12 protein-coding genes and 8 pseudogenes are annotated in these 16949 nt (G+C 49.4%); 9 read left to right on the forward strand and 11 right to left on the reverse strand.

Going from position 1 to position 16949, the window contains the following annotated elements:
• Positions 1–9 precede the first annotated feature (9 nt).
• Both CS369_RS18590 and CS369_RS18595 read left to right on the forward strand, forming a co-directional pair.
• A complete protein-coding gene (locus tag CS369_RS18590; RefSeq protein ID WP_196908234.1) occupies positions 10–831 on the forward strand; it encodes a M55 family metallopeptidase in 822 nt (273 codons plus the stop codon).
• Positions 832–846: 15 nt separating this feature from the next.
• Entirely contained in the window at positions 847–1809 is a 963-nt protein-coding gene (locus CS369_RS18595; protein ID WP_196908235.1) for an isoaspartyl peptidase/L-asparaginase family protein, read from the forward strand.
• A gap of 46 nt (positions 1810–1855) precedes the next feature.
• On the opposite strand, the gene CS369_RS18600 is transcribed toward CS369_RS18595, so the two are convergent.
• The 6 genes and pseudogenes from CS369_RS18600 to CS369_RS18625 all read right to left on the reverse strand — a co-directional run bounded on the left by CS369_RS18600 (position 1856) and on the right by CS369_RS18625 (position 7598).
• Positions 1856–3364 carry a serine hydrolase gene (locus CS369_RS18600; RefSeq protein ID WP_196908236.1) on the reverse strand — a complete coding sequence of 503 codons (1509 nt, stop codon included), beginning with the start codon at positions 3362–3364 and terminating at the stop codon, positions 1856–1858.
• Positions 3361–4101 (reverse strand): annotated as a pseudogene (locus tag CS369_RS18605) (ABC transporter ATP-binding protein). Before CS369_RS18605 ends, CS369_RS18600 begins: the two are co-directional and overlap by 4 nt.
• Positions 4098–4769: pseudogene (locus CS369_RS18610) on the reverse strand (ABC transporter ATP-binding protein); the annotation flags it as partial. The pseudogenes CS369_RS18605 and CS369_RS18610, both read right to left, overlap by 4 nt.
• Positions 4762–4998: pseudogene (locus tag CS369_RS18615) on the reverse strand (D,D-dipeptide ABC transporter permease); the annotation flags it as partial. The pseudogenes CS369_RS18615 and CS369_RS18610, both read right to left, overlap by 8 nt.
• Positions 4995–6003 (reverse strand): annotated as a pseudogene (locus CS369_RS18620) (ABC transporter permease). The pseudogenes CS369_RS18615 and CS369_RS18620, both read right to left, overlap by 4 nt.
• Positions 6003–7598: pseudogene (locus tag CS369_RS18625) on the reverse strand (ABC transporter substrate-binding protein). Before CS369_RS18625 ends, CS369_RS18620 begins: the two co-directional pseudogenes overlap by 1 nt.
• A 200-nt stretch (positions 7599–7798) precedes the next feature.
• Between CS369_RS18625 and CS369_RS18630 the strand changes: the two are divergent.
• The 4 genes and pseudogenes from CS369_RS18630 (at position 7799) to CS369_RS18645 (ending at position 12305) form a co-directional block, all read left to right on the forward strand.
• Positions 7799–8873 (forward strand): annotated as a pseudogene (locus CS369_RS18630) (dipeptidase).
• A gap of 88 nt (positions 8874–8961) precedes the next feature.
• Positions 8962–9869: pseudogene (locus CS369_RS18635) on the forward strand (LysR family transcriptional regulator).
• Positions 9870–9985: 116 nt separating this feature from the next.
• Positions 9986–10849, forward strand: a complete 864-nt coding sequence (locus tag CS369_RS18640) for a YicC/YloC family endoribonuclease (RefSeq protein ID WP_196908238.1) — start codon at positions 9986–9988, stop codon at positions 10847–10849.
• A gap of 191 nt (positions 10850–11040) precedes the next feature.
• Positions 11041–12305, forward strand: a pseudogene (locus CS369_RS18645) (tyrosine-type recombinase/integrase).
• 37 nt (positions 12306–12342) lie between these two features.
• Here CS369_RS18645 and CS369_RS18650 read toward each other — a convergent pair.
• The 4 genes from CS369_RS18650 to CS369_RS18665 all read right to left on the reverse strand — a co-directional run bounded on the left by CS369_RS18650 (position 12343) and on the right by CS369_RS18665 (position 14150).
• Entirely contained in the window at positions 12343–12699 is a 357-nt protein-coding gene (locus CS369_RS18650; RefSeq protein WP_196908239.1) for an acyl-CoA dehydrogenase, read from the reverse strand.
• Positions 12700–12748: 49 nt separating this feature from the next.
• Entirely contained in the window at positions 12749–13249 is a 501-nt protein-coding gene (locus CS369_RS18655) for a hypothetical protein (protein WP_196908240.1), read from the reverse strand.
• A 73-nt stretch (positions 13250–13322) separates the two neighbouring features.
• Positions 13323–13511 (reverse strand): hypothetical protein, encoded by a 189-nt coding sequence (locus CS369_RS18660; RefSeq protein ID WP_196908241.1) that lies wholly within the window; start codon positions 13509–13511, stop codon positions 13323–13325.
• A 114-nt stretch (positions 13512–13625) separates the two neighbouring features.
• The gene (locus tag CS369_RS18665; protein ID WP_196908242.1) at positions 13626–14150 is read right to left on the reverse strand and encodes a lysozyme inhibitor LprI family protein; all 525 of its coding nucleotides are present in this window, start codon (positions 14148–14150) and stop codon (positions 13626–13628) included.
• A gap of 302 nt (positions 14151–14452) precedes the next feature.
• On the opposite strand from CS369_RS18665, the gene CS369_RS18670 reads away from it, so the two are divergent.
• A complete protein-coding gene (locus CS369_RS18670; protein ID WP_196908243.1) occupies positions 14453–14833 on the forward strand; it encodes a helix-turn-helix domain-containing protein in 381 nt (126 codons plus the stop codon).
• Positions 14834–14869: 36 nt separating this feature from the next.
• On the opposite strand, the gene CS369_RS18675 is transcribed toward CS369_RS18670, so the two are convergent.
• Complete coding sequence (locus tag CS369_RS18675; RefSeq protein WP_196908244.1) at positions 14870–15415, reverse strand: hypothetical protein; 546 nt, start codon at positions 15413–15415, stop codon at positions 14870–14872.
• A 211-nt stretch (positions 15416–15626) separates the two neighbouring features.
• Here CS369_RS18675 and CS369_RS18680 point away from each other — a divergent pair, with 211 nt between their 5' ends.
• Both CS369_RS18680 and CS369_RS18685 read left to right on the forward strand, forming a co-directional pair.
• On the forward strand, positions 15627–15812 hold the full coding sequence (locus tag CS369_RS18680) for an AlpA family transcriptional regulator (protein ID WP_196908245.1): 186 nt from the start codon (positions 15627–15629) through the stop codon (positions 15810–15812).
• A 237-nt stretch (positions 15813–16049) separates the two neighbouring features.
• Positions 16050–16949, forward strand: a 900-nt coding sequence (locus tag CS369_RS18685) for a hypothetical protein (protein WP_244665095.1), incomplete at its 3' end; no start/stop codon positions are given.

Raw genomic sequence — 16949 nt, forward strand, 5'->3', positions numbered from 1 at the left:
GACATACCCATGAAAGTGTTTATTTCTGCCGACATCGAAGGGATCGCCGGCGTGATGGGACCGGAGCAGTGCAGCCCTGGACAAACCGAGTATCAACTGGCTCGCGGGCTGATGGAGCAGGAAGTGAACGCCGCCATTGATGGCGCTTTCGCCGGTGGCGCAACGGAAGTGGTGGTGGCTGACAGCCACGCCGCCATGACCAATCTGCGGGCAGAGAACATTGATGCCCGCGCCCGTCTGCTTCAGGGCAAACCGCGCGTACTGTCGATGGTCGATGGGCTGGAGCAGCAGGCGTTTGATGGACTGATGTTCATCGGCTACCACAGCGCTGCCGGAGAGCACGGCGTGCTGGCGCACACCATCAATGGCCACGCCTTCTATCGGGTAAAAATCAATGATGAAGTGATGGGTGAGAGCGATATCTATGCTGCCGCCGGTGCCGAAAAGGGCACACCGTTGTGGCTGGTCAGCAGCGATAATATCCTGCAACAGTGGATCGCCCGCTATTATCCCCAAACCGCCTACGCCTGCGTCAAACGCGCCATTTCGCAAACTTCGGCGGAATCACTCAGCCCACAAGCGGCGCAACAACTGATTCGCGCACAGGCGCAACAGGCCGTGCAGCGCGCGCACCGTGAAAACACTTCGCGCATCGCTGCGCCCTATCATCTTGAACTGATGACCTCTAAACCGGTGCTGGCCGATCTGTTTAGCCTGATCCCCGGAGTGGAACGCGGTGATGCGGTGACGGTACACTACACCGCATCTACCATGACAGATATCGTTCGCTTGCTAAGTACTTTTTCGTATCTGGCTACCACACAGAACTAATAACAGGGAGATGACATGGTCAAGCCAGTCATTGTGATCCACGGAGGTGCGGGGGCATTGACCCGCTCCGCCATGAGCGCGAAAAAAGAACAAGCCTACCTCGAAGCGTTAAGCGCCATTGTCGCCAGCGGCCAGCAGATTCTCAGCCAGGGCGGCAGTGCGCTGGATGCCGTTACCGAAGCGGTACGGCTGTTGAAAGAGTGTCCGTTGTTTAATGCCGGGCACGGTTCGGTCTTTACGCACGATGAAACCCACGAACTCGACGCCAGCATCATGGATGGCCGCACACGGGATGCCGGTGCTATCAGTTGCGTCAGCCACATTCACAATCCGGTGCTGGCAGCAAGGGCCGTCATGGAACAGAGCCAGCACGTGATGTTTACCGCGGCGGGTGCAGAAGCGTTCGCACGTAAGCAGGGGCTCGAGATGGTCGAACCCGGCTTCTTCTCGACTGATGCCCGGCGTGAACAGCTACATCATGCGCAAGCAGGAGAAGGGCGTGTCGTGCTGGATCACGATGGTCAGCGCGATGTGGCGCAGGGTGACCCAATCGATCCGGAACGCAAATATGGCACGGTCGGTGCCGTGGCATTGGATAACGCAGGTAATCTCGCCGCCGCCACCTCAACCGGCGGCATGACCAACAAGCAGGCCGGACGCGTAGGCGATAGTCCCATCGTTGGTGCAGACTGCTACGTCAACAACAATACCGTCGCCGTCTCTTGTACCGGCACAAACGAAGCGTTTATCCGCTGCGTAGCGGCCTATGATGTCTCTGCGTTAATGGAGTATGCCGGGCTGACGCTGGAGCAAGCAGGCGAGCGCGTGGTGATGGAAAAACTGCTGCCGCTGGACGGCAGCGGCGGCCTGATCGCCGTCGATAAAGAGGGAAACACCGCCTTGCCGTTCAACAGTGAAGGGATGTATCGCGGTTATGGCTATGTGGGCCAATCGCCGTGGGTTGGCATTTACCGCTAACATGCAGGTAGCGGAATGCCCTGTGCTGGCATTCCGCTTAGCGTATTTACGCCCAGTGAATGTCCCCGCGTCGCGCCGTAACCACCCGACTGCGGTTAAGCAAAAACGTCATGTTGTTGCCTTCGATATGCAACGCAAAGCGTTTCTCCCACGGGCCGTCCTGCGCGGTCGCTAACAGCCGACCTTGACCCAGACACTCCAGCGACGCAACCGGAGCCGAGGGACCAACCCCCATCACCAGACGATCGCCTTCAATCACCCATTCACTGCGCCATTCTGGGCAGAACCAACGGCCTTGCGCTTGAGCGAGAGAATCATCGCGATGTGGCAGCACAAAGCGTTTGGCGGCGTGGCCTATTTCACCGTCAATCACCGTCCCCTTCTGACGCAACTGCATCGGCAAGTGACTGGAGAGCGATATCGCTCCGTCCTCTGACGGATAGAGCGTTTCGGTCACGCCCAACCAGCAGGCGTTGTTGCCACTGATTTCCAGCCACTCGCTGCCGTTTTCCGCCACATATAGCCCCGGCATCAGCGAATGACCCGGTTGCGGTAACGTTTGCCCGGTCAGCACCGCCATGATGCGCAGTGCACAGTCATAGGTGGATACGTCCTCACGGTTTGCCACCAGCGCCAACCCAACGCCACGCTGCGGATCGAGCAGAAAATAGCTCTTATAACCCGCATGAGAACCGCCGTGGCCGACCCAGTGCACATCACCAAAACGTGAATGGGCAACGCCTAAACCATAGCCGGTCACGCGACCATCCGTTAGCTGGCGCGTTGCGGTCAGGCGCGCCAATATCCCGCGCCCCGGCTCCTCATCGCGCAACAGCGTTTGCAGCCAAGTGCTCAAATCACGCACGCTGCCGGACGCAGAAAGATGCAACCCGGCGCTTGCCAGTTGCCAACCGCTGTCGCTGCGCCAATACCCCGGCACTAACCCAGGCACAATATCGAACCAGGTTTCCGGTGCCCAAAGGTGAATATCCAATGGCTGGCAAATGTGCCGCTGCAAACGTTCAGCAAACACAATGCCCTTGGCTTTCAGCGCCTCTTCCACCAGCCGATAACCAGTATTGGAATAGGAAATCTCTCTGCCTGCCGAATAGTTCAACTTATCCAACGCGGCCACAAACGCTAGTAAATCATCAGATTGCGTGGCGTTGTAGACCGATAACCCAAGCAACGATAGCGTTTCACGCAAATCGTGCAGCCTGGCCGTCATATCTAACGCCTGACCGACGGTAACCTGCCCGCTCGGGCCGCGCAGTTGCGGCAAATGCTGCGCCAACCGGTCGTCAAGCGCGATAACGTCTGCTAACGGCCCGGTGATCAACGAAGCAAATAAATGTTTGGTTACCGAGGCAAAACGCACCACGCTATCCGCGCTAAACGGCGTGCCTTGCGCCAGATCCGCCAGACCGCTGCAGCACAATGCCCGTAACTGATTGCCATCAAACAGCGCAACTGCGCCGCCGGGCTGTTCCTCTCCCTGCCATTGCGCCGTGATGGACTGCGCCACCTCCGTCGCCCGCTGCCAATCAAGCGTCATGCGAGTTCCTCCAATGCGATACTCAATGCATACAACTCAGCGGTGTGAGGATGTTGAATCAGCCCGGCACGTAACTGCTCCGCGCTCAGGATCTCCACAATCTCTCCTTGCTGCATCACCCCCACCTGCTCGCACAAGTGGGTCACCACGGCCAGATTATGGCTCACCATCAGGTAGGTCAGCTTACGCTCCTGCCGGATATCTGCCAGCAGATTCAAGATTTTAGCCTGTACCGACACATCCAGCGCAGAGGTCGGCTCATCCAGCAGCAGCACTTCCGGCTCGACAATCAGCGCACGCGCGATGGCAACGCGCTGGCGCTGCCCGCCTGACAACTGATGCGGGAAACGAAAACGCACCGCCGCAGGCAGGCCCACATCATCCAGCATTTTGGCAATGCGCTGTTCGGCATTGTCAACGCGGTGCACCAGCAGTGGCTCTTGTAAAATGCGATCGATGGTTTGGCGCGGATGTAAGGAACCGTATGGGTCCTGAAACACCATCTGCACCTGAAGGAAGAAATCCCGCCTGCGTTTGGCACCGAGGGCCATGCCTCCGAACAACATCTCACCCTGCCAGTGATCGTTCAAACCGGCCAGCGCGCGCAGAATGGTCTATTTACCGGAACCACTCTCGCCGACAATGCCAAAACTGCCGCCACTCTCTACCTGAAAAGAGACGCCCTTGACCACCTCGGTATCGCCAAAGGCGATACGCAAGTTATTTAAGGTAATCATCCGTTTCTCCACGCCTCATCACGTTTCATTACCGGAAGCCGTTCACGCGGGTGCTTCAGTGACGGCAAACAGGCCAACATCCCCCGGGTATACGGGTGCTGAGCAAGCTGGAGATCTTTGGCGGCCAGCATCTCCACCACTCGTCCGGCATACATCACCGCCACGCGATCGCAGAAATGCGATACCAACGGCAAGTCATGGCTGATCAAAATCAGCCCCATGCCGCGCTGAGAGACCAGATCGTCGATCAGCTTGAGGATATCGGCCTGCACCGTGGCATCCAACGCGCTGGTCGGCTCGTCCGCAATCAGCAGCTCCGGGTCTGGGGCCAGCATCATGGCGATCATCGCCCGTTGCCCCATCCCGCCGGACACCTCATGCGGATAGCGCGCTGCCACCTGCTGCGGTTCGCGAATGCGAACCTGCTCCAACAAATCGGTCGCCGCTGCCAACGCAGCACGGTGCGAGCCGCCCTTATGCTCACGCCATGCTTCGGCGATCTGTTGACCGATCGTCATCACCGGATTGAGGGAGTATTTCGGATCTTGCAGAATAAAGCCCACCCGCTTGCCGCGAATGCGACGTAAGGTCTTTTCATCCGCGCTGCGCAAATCGATGCCGTCAAAGCTGAGCTTATCCGCCTCCACGCGCGCACTGCCGGGCAGCAGAAGGCGGTGCCAATCGGTTGGCCAGATCCTGAAATCCCGGCTGATAAGACGTCAACCAAGGCGCGAGAGATGACAACACCAGTACGGCCAGAATCACCACCAACCCGATCATCGCCATCGGATTAGCCTGTAGCCACAACCATAAGCGATAACGTCGCCCCCAAATGACCTGACGGCGCGTCGCGGGCGTTTCGTCGAGCAACCATGCTCGTGAGACAGGAAAAATCATTTTACGCGCGGGTCCCAAAGCCGATAGAGAATGTCAGCCAGCAAATTGAGCAGCACGTACACGGTGCCCACCAGCAGCGTGGCACCAATCACCGGGTTCATATCGGCATTCATCAATGCCGTGGTGAGGTATTGGCCCAGCCCCGGCCAGGCGAACACGTTTTCCGTGACCACCGCCCCTTCCAACAGCCCGGCATAGGTCAGTGCCAATACGGTCACCAACTGAACCGCAACGGTCGGAAAGGCATGACGCCAGATCACCCGACGCGACGACAGCCCTTTGGCGCGCGGTAATGACGTATTCACCGCTTAACGCATTGAGCATGAAGGTACGCGTCATACGGGTGATATAGGCCATGCTGAAATAGGCGAGGATCAAGACTGGCTGCGCCATATGTGCCAGTGCATCGTGGAAGGCGGCATAATCCCACGCCAACAGCGAATCCACCGTGAGCAAGCCCGTCACCTGCGGCACCATATCCTGAAAAATGATGTCCTGACGCCTCGGCCCCGGTGCAATACCGAGTGCGGCATAGAAGATAAGCAAGCTAAGCAGTGCCAGCACAAACACTGGCAACGAGTGCCCCGCCAGACAAACCACACGAATGGTTTGATCGACCCAGGTACTCTGCCTCACTGCGGCCCACACGCCGAGTGGAATGCCGACTAGCGCAGCGATAATGATAGCGGCGGTAGCCAACTCCAGAGTTGCCGGGAAGAAACGTGCGATATCCGTCATCACGGGATTGGACGTGAGGATCGAATTGCCGAGATCGCCGTGCAACAGTTGCGAAAGATAGCGGCCAAACTGCACCCACAGGGGCTGATTCAGCCCCATTTCTTCACGCGCGCGTTGCACCACGTATTCCGGCGCATTGTCCCCCACCATCGCCAGCACCGGATCGGTGGGCATGATGCGACCGATAAAAAAGGTCAGCACCGACAACCCCAACAGCGTGAGCAGCAAGCTGCCCAGCGTACTGAGAATACGTTTTGCTATCGGCATCAGGCTTTTTTCACCTGATCGTACGGGTTATCACTCAGTACCGTCATGTTCACACCACTGATATTTTTACGGCAGGCAATCGGCAAGGTGTTTTGCATTAGGAAAATAAACGGGCTGTGCTCACGGTGCTCACGCTGGATGGTTTCATACAGCGCGATACGCTTGGCGGAATCGCTTTCATGCAATGCCTGTTCGGTTAACGTGTTGAATTTTTAGTCAGACCAGCTGCAGCGCCATGCCAGAGTACGGCTGCGCGCATTTTCCGTGTTATCGACATTGACGCAGAATGCTTCGGTGTTCGAGTTGGGATCGAAATAGTCAGCGCCCCAGGCCGTGATCGCCAGTTGGTGCTGGCGGGCACGCATTTTGGTCAACACCGCGCGGTTTTCAGAAGAGACAAGCTTCGCCTTGATCCCCACGGCACCCAGTTGAGTCTGGATGGCCTGCGCGATATCCGGATACGGCTGAGCAGAGTAGTGATCGATGGTGATCTCGAACCTGTCGGGATAACCTGCTTCAGCCAGCAGCGCTTTCGCTTTGCCCACATCCTGATGGAACGGCGTATCGTCCAGAGCCGCGGGGAAGCCACCCGGCAGGAAGCTCTGATGCACGCGGTGCGTCAGCGGAATGATGTTTTTCTGAATGGCTTCATAATCAATCGCCCATTTCAGTGCCTGCCACACCTGTGGTTTTTTCAGTAATTCATTGGTGGTGTTGCACGACATTAACATGATGGTCGAAACGTCACGACGGATCACATTGAATTCAGGATCGTTGACGATCGGCTGCAGTTGTTCGCTGGTCAGATCGCGGGCGATATGCACATCCCCTTTTTGCAGCATCAGCAACTGCGCCGCAGGATCGGTGATGTGCTTCATGATCATGCGCTGAATTTTGCTGTCAGTCTGGAAGTGGGAGTTTTTCTCCAGAATGATGCTTTCGCTCGCTTTCCAACTGCGCAGCGTGAACGGCCCAGACCCGGCGCTGTGCTGTTTAATCCAGGCGTAGCCGAAATCGCCGTCCTGTTGATTTGCCAGCGCGGCTTTTTTCTGCACGATGCTGCCCACCGGCGCAGAGAGGCAATAGAGCAGGAATGATTCTGCCGCCGGCTTGTCCAGGTTCAGCACCAGCGTACTGGCATCCGGCGCGGTGATGTGCTGCTCTACGTTATCTTTAGTGAAACCGAACTGGTTGATAATGAAGGCGGGGCTTTTATCCATTTTAACCGCGCGCTGTAACGAGAACGCCGCGTCTTCTGCGGTGACCGGCGTGCCATCGGAGAATTTTGCTTTTGGATCAATATGGAAGGTGAAAGTCTTCCTTTCGTTGCTCACTTCCCAGTGCGTGGCCAACTCGCCTTTCACTTCGCTGGGTTTCAACGGGTTCGGCATTACCAGACGCTGGTAGAGGTTGCCCACAATCTCAGAGCCTACCTCTTCAAAACTTTCATGGGGATCAAGGCTGGTCATGTTATCCAGTTGCATCGCCATCACCAACATAGTGGGAGGTGTGGCAGCGAAAGCGGAGTGCAGGTTCAGATAGGATAAAAAAGGTACGGCTCCGCAACCGGCGAGAAAACGTCTCCTGGTAAGCATGAATCCATCAAGATATTGATATAATTAATAATTAATTGAATTTTATTTCATGTCCAGCTTTGACATAGTCAAACGGGATTGGCTTAAATGAACGCACCAGGACATCCATTCCCTGCGCAATCATTTGTCCATTTTGGGGCAACGTGCACCTTAATGGGGCAAATACCGTTTCATCGCATCCTGAGCCGATAACTTTGAATATGTCTAACAATTTCCTAACGGGTACGCAACGCCCTTTCCCTGTTTTTGACGGGCATAACGATGTTTTATTACGCCTTTATTCCTCCCACCGGGAGGATGCGGTCAGTGCCTTTCTACAAGGCCCAGCCGCGGGTCAAATCGATCTGCCGCGTATCCGACAAGGGGGACTGGCTGGCGGATTATTCGCCGTTTATGTCCCATCCCCTAAAGACCCAGCAAAATCTGTACCAGAAAACGACAGTTTGTTTGTAAACCACACCATTGATGGAATCTGCCAGAGATATAACCTTTTCAATGATTTCCACACTGTTGCGCATTGAGGCTGCCTCCGCAGGACAAGCCCAAATTTGCCACAGAGTTGCCGATATTCGTCACTGCATGGCGACGGGAACCCTGGCGATGGTGTTGCACATTGAAGGTGCAGAGGCACTCAACCCCGATCTGGAACTGCTTGATATCCTTTACGCTGCGGGTTTACGCACCCTGGGCCCACTCTGGAGTCGACCGAATATCTTCGGCGACGGCGTACCGTTTCGTTTCCCTTCTTCACCCGATATTGGTTCCGGACTGACGGAAACCGGCCTGCGTCTGGTGAAAGCTTGTAACGCCAAACGCACCATGGTGGATTTGTCGCACATGGATGAAAAAGGGTTCTGGCAGACCGCACGCATCAGCGATGCCCCGCTGGTTGCCAGCCACTCCAACGCCCACGCACTCTGCGCGCAGTCCCGCAATCTGACAGACAAACAGCTGGATGCCATTCGTGAAAGCAACGGCTTTGTCGGCGTGAATTTCGGTACTGCGTTCCTACGCGCCGATGGTAAAAAAGACCCGAACGCCACGGTGGAAGAGATTGTCCGCCATGTCGATTACCTGCTGAACAAGCTGGGAGAAGACGGCGTCGGTTTTGGTTCCGATTTCGATGGCACCACCGTGCCGCCAGACCTGCATGATGTCGCAGGACTGCCGATCCTGGTCGAGGCACTGACGCGGCGCGGATACGATAGCCCATTGCTGGAAAAAATCTGCTACGGCAACTGGTTGCGTGTACTGGAAGCCACATGGGGTAAATAACCACAGGCCAATGCATCGGGTGGCGTGGATATTGCGTGGAATTTGCTCAAGGTGAAATTATGACCTAACCAACACGGAGCACCTGTCCATGCGCTTACGCCACATCGAAATCTTCCAGGCTATTCTTCAGGCTGGCACCATCAGCGGTGCTGCCCGCTTGCTGAAAGTTTCACAGCCGAACGTCAGCCGAGTGCTCAACCACGCTGAGCAACAGCTGGAATTTGCCCTGTTTGAACGCGGCGCGCAGGGCATGGTGGCAACCCGCGAAGGACGGCGTCTGATCCCTGAAGTACAGGAGCTTTACATCCATCTGAAAGCCATTGGTTCACTGACGGAACAGATGAGACGCAATCGGGTACAAACGGTGCGGCTGGGAGCGGCGCATGCGTTTAGCCAAATGGTGGTTGCACCCACCATGGTGGAATTTCATAAGCAAGAAGCGCGCGTCGACTTAGAGCTGGTGACCGAGCACTTCTCCACGCTGTGTCAAAATATCCTGCAAGATCAACTCGATTTTGTGCTGGTCTTTTGCCAGCAAGTGCCTGCTGCTCTGCTGGCTGAGCCGCTGCTTCAAGCCTATATGGTCGCTGTGTTGCCCAAAAATAGTCCGCAGAACGGACCGGTATCGCTCGAGTGGCTCTGTTCCAATAACCTGCTGATGATGCAGCAGCAGGATCCGTTAGGCCAGGTGCTGCACCGTGCGTTACGCGCCAAAGGACTGACGCCGATGTCATCGGTGTATATAAAACCTACTCGGTGATTGCCGACATGGTGCTGGCAGGCGGCAGCGCGGGTATCGTCGATCTGTTTACCGCACATCGCTACGCCGATATGTTGAAAATCGTACCGATTGAACAGCCACTGCCGTTCGAAGTGACGCTGATCAGCCGCCGCGACAACCCGCAATCACGCGCCGCATTGCAATTGAAGCAACTGATGAAAAACAAATGCTGGGAAATTGCCCGACAAAACGAAGGTTTGTTTCACGCAGCATAATGCGGTAGCGCTCTGAAATCCTGCTGTGCGCCACCCACTCAACTGATTTTATCCTACCCTGCAAAACCACGGGCGCGTTATACTCGCCTTATCACTTGCTAAACAGGTAAATATCGATGATCCGCAGTATGACCGCCTACGCCCGCCGTGACATCAAGGGCGGCTGGGGTAACGCCGCATGGGAGCTTCGCTCCGTTAACCAGCGTTATCTTGAAACATACATCCGTTTACCGGAACAGTTCCGCAGCCTGGAGCCGGTGATTCGTGAGCGTATTCGCGCCCGTCTGACGCGCGGAAAAATCGAATGCAACCTGAGTTTTGAACTCGATCCGAGTGCGCAAGGCAGCCTGATCCTGAATGAAAAACTGGCAAAACAACTGGTTGAAGCCGCCAACTGGGTCAAAATGCAGAGTGATGAAGGGGAAGTCAATCCCGTTGATATTTTGCGTTGGCCGGGCGTGATGTCCGCTCAAGATCAAGATCTCGATGCGATCAGCAAGGAGTTGATGGTCGCACTGGAAAAAACGCTGGATGATTTTATCACCGCACGCGAAAGCGAAGGTACTGCGCTAAAACTGCTCATTGAACAACGCCTTGCGGGCGTTAGTGCCGAAGTGGTGAAAGTGCGCGCACACATGCTGACCATTCTGCAATGGCAGCGCGAACGCCTGCTCAACAAGCTGGAAGAAGCGCAGGTTCAGTTGGAAAACAACCGGCTGGAACAGGAACTGGTGCTTTTAGCACAGCGCGTTGACGTTACCGAAGAGCTGGACCGGCTCGAAGCGCACGTTAAAGAGACCTACAACATCCTGAAAAAACCGGAAGCCGTTGGCCGCCGTCTGGACTTCATGATGCAAGAATTCAACCGCGAATCTAACACGCTGGCCTCCAAATCCATCAATGCCGACGTCACTGCCAGCGCCACTGAGCTGAAAGTGCTAATTGAGCAAATGCGGGAACAAATTCAAAATATTGAGTAAGGTTTCACCTGATCTCTTAGAGTCTCATCACATCTCATTGTCTAAAAAAGTCATTGTAAAAAATGGTTTTTTTGTTTTATATGGTCTCATAGCGTATCACTACAGCGCGTGTTTTAGGTGTACTTAAAGGTGCACTTACTCGGTTTTATGTACACCTCTTTAAGTACACCCCCTCTGGTAACGAGTGACATATGAGCAAATTGACAGACATACAGATTCCTACATGGATAAAAAACAAAGAACACTTCGCGGGACATGCCGATAGCAATGGGCTATATCTTTGTTTTCAAAAAACTTATAGTTCTCCATTCTGGCGCTTTCGCTACAAAATGGCGGGTAAAGCCAGAGTGATGCTCATTGGCTACTACTCCAGTATTTCACTTGCCAAAGCGCGGGAAATTGCTAAAAGAGCTTTCCGCTCGTGTCGCTCTGAGACATGACGTAGCGGGAGAGAAGCAAGAACGCAAAGCAGAAGCGTTGAAGAAGATGGAGGAAGAAAAGCACGCGCTCCGTGTTTCAGAACTGGCCGCCGAATACTTTGAACGCCAGATCCTGACCCGCTGGAAGCACACGGACATTCTGCGCCGTCGCATAGACAAAGATATCAACCCTAATATCGGGCACCTCAGAATTGAAGATGTTCGCCCTTACCACATTGATGATATGCTGCAAAAAATCGTCCAGCGTGGCGCACCGACAATCGCTAACGATGTGTTGAGATGGACTCGCCGCATATTCGATTACGGCATAAAAAGGCATATGCTGGAAACAAACCCCACTGGCGCGTTTGAAGTTGCTGATGCTGGCGGCCAAGAGCAAAGCCGTGAACGCTGGCTAAGTCGTGAAGAACTCGTTCGATTCTTCCTGACCATGCCAAAGACAAAGGGTTTCTCACGTCAAAACGAGTTAACCATGAAACTTATTCTGGTTTTCTGTTGCCGGAAAATGGAATTTTGTGGCGCTCCGTGGGAAGAATTCGACTTTAAAAATGCCATCTGGCATCTGCCTGCTGAAAGGGTAAAAAAACGGTGATGCGATCGATATCCCTATTCCCGCTCCTGCGCTCGAATGGCTACAGAAACTTCATTGTATGTCATGCAATAGTAAGTGGGTTCTTCCGGCCAGAAAAATGCAACATCGAATGATCCCTCATATTCAGGAAAGCACATTATCTGTAGCGTTAGGAAAAATTAAAGCCAACATGCCTAACGTCCCTAACTTCACTATTCATGATTTTCGGCGTACAGCTCGCTCACATTTGGCTGCGCTGGGAATAGATCCCGTAGTCGCTGAACGTTACTTAAATCATCGTATCAAAGGCGTTGAAGGTATTTATAATCGTTACCAATATTTTGATGAACGCAAAGTAGCGTTAGAGTTATGGGCTAATTTTCTCGTATCTTTAGAAAAAGGTGAGAATTATAACGTAACGCCATTAAGAAAAGATATTGCGTAAATTTCCCCTTATTTTAAATCCCTTATTCCTACACTAATTACTTCTTCTTGTATTTCCCATCAATAACACCTATAGCTGATACACCACAATAGTTGTCACATTTGTCAGTAATAACCTGTATAGTACCATTTTTGTGCTCACTGATAACTACTGCGTACGTACTTTCTTTATCGCTATACACCCATTGATTATGCAGCCCTTTCTCCGCACCAATTGATATAGCTTCACCATATATTTCACATATTGATGTATCACCATGTGAAGCATTAATGTTGAATTCAGCAACCGCTCCTCTCGGAGAAAGGGACAATACACCATTACGTTTAACGTATTCGCCAGCATGTGCCAGAGGTAAATTGGCGATTAAAATAAATGCTATCGTTATCTTTTTCATTATAATTCCTTTATACAATAAAAATATTTATCTTTAATCTAACAAATAGTTACCGATAAGTTTTTGTACTTGAAAAGCTAGTTTTTCTTGTTTCCACGCCTTGCTCCTGATATGTGTCACCACAAACAACACAACGATATTTTCTGGTGACATCATATTTTTCTTCTATCCAATTTTCATGTATTACAATATGCTTACCTTCACGATCAGCTGATGTTACCCGACCTCCATTTTTGATTGCACTACTAGGTATAGCGGATAAAAATACCTCTTCTGTATCAATCAGCTCAATACTATATGTTGCATTGCAAGCTTCACATTGATAATCATCAGAGAGAAAATAAATAGTAACCTTAGTTACAATAAAAAAAGATACCGTAAATACTATCAAAGACAAACCTATTCTCGCAAAAATAGGTTCAATAGCAAAAATAAAATAAACAATACCCGCAATTAATAATGCTATGCCAGCCCCAGCCCCAGACCCGATAGCTCTAAGAACTATTTCATTCTTGATTTTTTTCTGGGAAGCAGAAAGATTCTCACTCATAACCCACCTATTCAAAAATATTTAATCTCTGACCGCTATAAATTTCTTCATAGTTAGCCTTGATTAATAACCATTAACCTTTAACACCGTTAGCCATAAATACACCGACAGCCACTGAATAAAACGCGTTAAATGCTATCGCCTCTTCCTTAGCATCAGACGCAGCAGTAATACCGTCATTATCAACAATCCCTTTTAAGAAATATTCATCACCTTCTCTATAAAGTGCAAAACCTGCTGACGATCGACCAACTAATTTCACCAAAAAACCGACATATTTACCGTCTTTAATAACCTTTATCGATTACAGATTTGGAAGATCATAAAGCACAGCGATAAACTCTTTTACAGTAGAAAATCTGCCGAAGTTATGAACTCAGCTTGGCCGTGTATAAACAATTGAATTGAGTTGACTAGTCGAAAAACTCAAATCATAAATATCTTTATCATGTTTAACGGCTAAGTATTGTAAAGCTTCCTCTATCGTCCTTTCACTTTGAGCAACCTCTCTTTCTTTATTAGCCTGTCTGGCGGTATCCTGAGTAGAAATGCAACTTGATTTTTTCGTAAAAGAACCGTAGTTCTCACAAATTTCATCAACGCGCCATTCATATAGACCTCTGATACATTGATATTCATCACAAGAATTTCTTTTATTGAGCCATGCTATTTGATCTTGCTTAAGACGATCTTTAACTTTCTGCTCACGATTAAAGTTCATGACAGCACGATAGTTATTTGATAATGCCTCATCCAATATATTCAAAGCACCATCAGAACAGATTGTTTTTTCATATTTAGCATTTGCTTTTGCACAATCAAAAGAGGCTGCATAGCTTGCTGTACTGCATGTCATCAATGATAAAAATAAAATTGTTTTTTTACTGAAAACATTCTTCACAAGATAACCTCAATAGTTAGTTTTTCATTAATGAACAATTCGCATTAACGCTCTTTAGTTCAAAGATGCGTTCTAATGTATCGCCTTCACATCTGCCTTCATAAATCTCCTGAGCACAAATTACTGTTACTGTAAAAGTGACTGATTCCGAGAGATCTCCACTCATTCCCCACCATCCACCGCAACACAAAGTCTATAGATGCGCAAAAATAGTTTATAATCTATAGATGAAGTTCATACAAGAGTAAAATAACCACAAACTTCCATCTATAGACATTTTTATAGGTTGAAGAGTGGTACATATGGCTCAGTTACCTTCGGACAGTGCAGACAAACAGGTAGGCCAACGTATTCAAATGCGTCGTAAAGAACTGGGAATAACAGCTCAGCATTTAGCAGAACTCGTTGATATATCTCACCAACAACTATCCCGATACGAGCGCGGAACAAACAAGATCAACGTGGCGCATCTGGTGAATATCGCCATTACACTTGATACACCAATTAGCTGGTTTTTCATTGATTGTTTCACGGAACCAGATGGCAATAAACAGAAACAACTCGAATATGTACCAGTAAAGGATGCGGATCTGAAAAGCCGATTTGAAAAAATTTGGCCTCGGCTGACACATAAGCAGAGGCGTATATTGATTATGCTTCTTGATGAATATACCAAACAGTAATAAATATCAAGAGTTATTTCAGACAGGAATATTACGCTATTCCTGATGACTTAATAAGTAAACGTTTTTAAAATCGCCATCTAATTGCTTTAACGTCTCAATAACCTTTTCTTTATCCAACACTCTTTTTAGTGCTTTTTCATTACACGAAGAATTTTTCCCTCCTTTCATCACCAATAAGGGAGTGAGCATTTTATCAGATGTCATCTTTATTATGATTTCATTATCAGAGTAATTTTTATCATGTTTTAAATGATTCACAATTTTATATAACCGATAAAATTTTTTAGCTGCTCGTGATTTAGGTTTGTAAATCGATGATTCCCTTTCAATACGAAGTAAGTGAATCAAACTCGCTGAGTAAATTTCTATCAGGTTACGTTTTTTTGCCTCTGGACGTTGATATCCTAAAATTTCGCAAATATCCGATAACGACTCATAAGCGGCATTACCCAATCTTATTGTAATACTGTGTTCGCCAAGTTTTTCGAGTTTCTCTTTACGTTTATTTTGATATTCAACATCCCTTTTTCTTCTAATAGCTAATTCATTAGCTTTTTCTGTTTTTGTTTTTTTCACCATTCTTATTCCAACCATATGTTCAAAATATCGGATCTGACGATCAGATTAATGTTCGATACACGATTGTCAAGATTAGATCTGATGATCAGACCATGAGGCTTTTTTAAAAAATCTGACCATCAGATAATTAAAATCAGCATGAAAACGTCTGAATCAAAAACTGTAAAGAATCTTCGTATCAATCCGATACGCAAATCGAACAGGTTTTGTGATGAATTATTCACGTCTGATCAAGATGAAAATGGTTCTTGAATTGTGTGCTATATCCCGTGCAACACTGTATCGCCAGATCAAAGCAGGCCACTTCCCTGAACCAGTTCGTTTAACAGGTGGGGCAAATGACCAAAGTAATTCTTCTCGTGCGATTGCATGGCGAGAGGAAGAAATACTTCAATAGATTACGAGTCGCCAAAAAGTATCTTTAGCGCTGGTACAAACGAATTAACTCGCCCCTAACTAATATAATCATTGCTTTAATAGCACGCTATATACACACATATACTATATCTGAATAGAGAATATACCAGTTAAACATGATCCAATAGCCATTGGAAGCATTTACACCCTATTAGTGTCAGTTTCAATTGTTGTTGCTCTCTATTCCGTACATGGCTAATAGCCGTAGGGAATAACAATGCTATTAAATAAGCACAATATCGATTTTTGCTCATCTATGATGATAGGAAAGGATAATGTTGTCCATTCATTACAAATGCGAATTGATGGGCTTGCAGTTGTAAGTTGCTTCATTAATAAAACAGAGCGTAGGAGAGTATACTCTAAGCTTAGAAAAATGAGAAACGTGAACTATAAAAAATACAAAGTGAGATACGTAAAAAACAAAGCAGGGAAATCTTATCGCAATGCGATATTAATCATGGATGCCAAAGAAAAGTCGCCAATTTTATTGCGAATTGACTATTCACCAATAAATCATAATACAGGAGGGATACGCTTAGATTTTCGCCCCCAACATCTGACTCCAAGTAAGATTGATCGTCTATTATCATGGATGAACAAACGATTAGGGGAAATATTTTATCATCTATTGGCACGCTCATGGGTTACACGAATAGATGTTGCTGTCGATATTTATGGATGCCAATTAGACAACTATATATGGGGATTAGAACGAGCAGGTAAAACTTCATATCGCAATACAAAACAGAGCTTACCGAGTGTAAGAATCGGCAGTTCATGTTCTATTTTATATATTCTTTGCTATGAGAAGCTAAATGCTCATGGAAACAAACAACTCACTTTCCGGGAGAAATCCAGATTCATTAATATCAATTTGAATGAGCATCGGCAATTTTTGCGTATTGAGTCCCGATATCAACCCAAAGCTACGCCTACGAGCAAGAACGGTAACGCCTTAATGCTTGCTCACCTTTTGAGTATGAAAAATCCCTTTGAGCGGCTTCAAATTTACTCAACCGAGTTAGCATATGAGCTGCTAACTGAGGGATTTTGTAAGCACACCGGTTTTAGTTCCACGCACTTTTTGAGATTTCCGGGTTTTCAGCCATCAGCC

It is taken from the genome of Candidatus Symbiopectobacterium sp. 'North America', assembly GCF_015762685.1.
GTDB lineage: Bacteria > Pseudomonadota > Gammaproteobacteria > Enterobacterales > Enterobacteriaceae > Symbiopectobacterium.